Source organism: Okeania sp. SIO2B9, from assembly GCF_010672505.1.
In the GTDB taxonomy this organism is placed as follows: domain Bacteria; phylum Cyanobacteriota; class Cyanobacteriia; order Cyanobacteriales; family Microcoleaceae; genus Okeania; species Okeania hirsuta.
In genome coordinates, this window is record NZ_JAAHGK010001714.1 from 1 (window position 1) to 1,229 (window position 1,229).

Consider the following 1,229-nt stretch of genomic DNA (forward strand, 5'->3'; position numbering starts at 1 on the left):
TTCATGGTGTTATTGATCAGCGTGCGGTCGAGGGCCTGGGTGTCCACGACCACACGCTGATCAATAACACCATGAAAGGCGCGGAATTCAGCACCGACCTCAAGGCGTGGGTGCCCGCCGAGGAAATGATCCAGGACGGCCCCGCTCTGCACATCTATCCGCCAAAGGGCGAATACCGCTACATGTAAGAAAGAAGAAAGAGGGAAGAAGGTTTAAGAGTCAAGAAAAAAACTTAAATTTCCTACATATATTAAGGAAGAAGGAAGAGGGAAGAGGGAAGAGGCAGGAAGGGTTTAAGAGTCAAGAAAAAAACTTAAATTTCCTACATATATTTATGCTTGGGTTTACACAAACTTCCCCCAACGGAGATGATATGACCAATAATAACTATTCAAGTAGTAATAGTAATGAAAAAACTGTATTTATGAGATTTATTAATAAATCCAGTATGATAGTTATTTAAAGTTATTAGTGAAAGGTGTATGGAAGCAACTTATTTAAAGATATCTTTAATACCCAAAAATATAGATACACTAATTAACAAAAATATAGCAAAAGATAATATTGAATCGAGTCTCCACCCCTGATAAAGCAAAATTCCTCCACACAATAGTATGGCGATCGGAAGAAAAATTTTAACAAAAATCCATTGAATAATATTAAAAGCTTTTTGATGAGAAACAATATTGTATAGGGAAGTTTTAATTACCAAAAATACTAATATAATATGTAACAAAAACATCACAAAAAATAATATTGGATCGAGTCTCCACCCCTGAAAAATCAAAATTCCTCCACACCATAGTATGGCGATCGGGACAAAAATCCATTGAACAATATCAAAAGCTTCTTGAGATAATAATTTTTTTAGGGATTCGTTGAAAATTAATAGGGCTAGTAAGATATCTAATAACCCAAGTAAACTCGAATAATTTAAAAGAAGATTCATCATTTTATACTTCTTCGATTATTTACCGAAAAATTAATAATTAATAATTATTAATTAAATAATTCAGCTTACTCTGCCTCCCCTTTCAAGGGGAAAAAAAGAAATAATATTTCCTTACATTCAATTCCGTAACGGTTTTAACCAGAGGTAATTATCAATTATCCATGATCAATTATCAATTAATGAAATTGCTTCCCGTTTTTATGAGGCACAATAAGTAGACTTTTCACAGGGTAAATATTTTTTCCCCACTTCCCCACTCCCCTACTCCCCTACTCCA

2 protein-coding genes are annotated in these 1,229 nt (G+C 34.2%); one reads left to right on the forward strand and one right to left on the reverse strand.

Annotated features, from left to right (window positions below; translation table 11 throughout):
• A partial coding sequence (locus F6K13_RS33915; protein WP_287290044.1) for a hypothetical protein occupies positions 1–188 on the forward strand: 188 nt, incomplete at its 5' end.
• A 305-nt stretch (positions 189–493) separates the two neighbouring features.
• On the opposite strand, the gene F6K13_RS33920 is transcribed toward F6K13_RS33915, so the two are convergent.
• Entirely contained in the window at positions 494–952 is a 459-nt protein-coding gene (locus F6K13_RS33920; RefSeq protein WP_240041535.1) for a Ycf66 family protein, read from the reverse strand.
• Between the last annotated feature and the right edge of the window lie 277 nt (positions 953–1,229).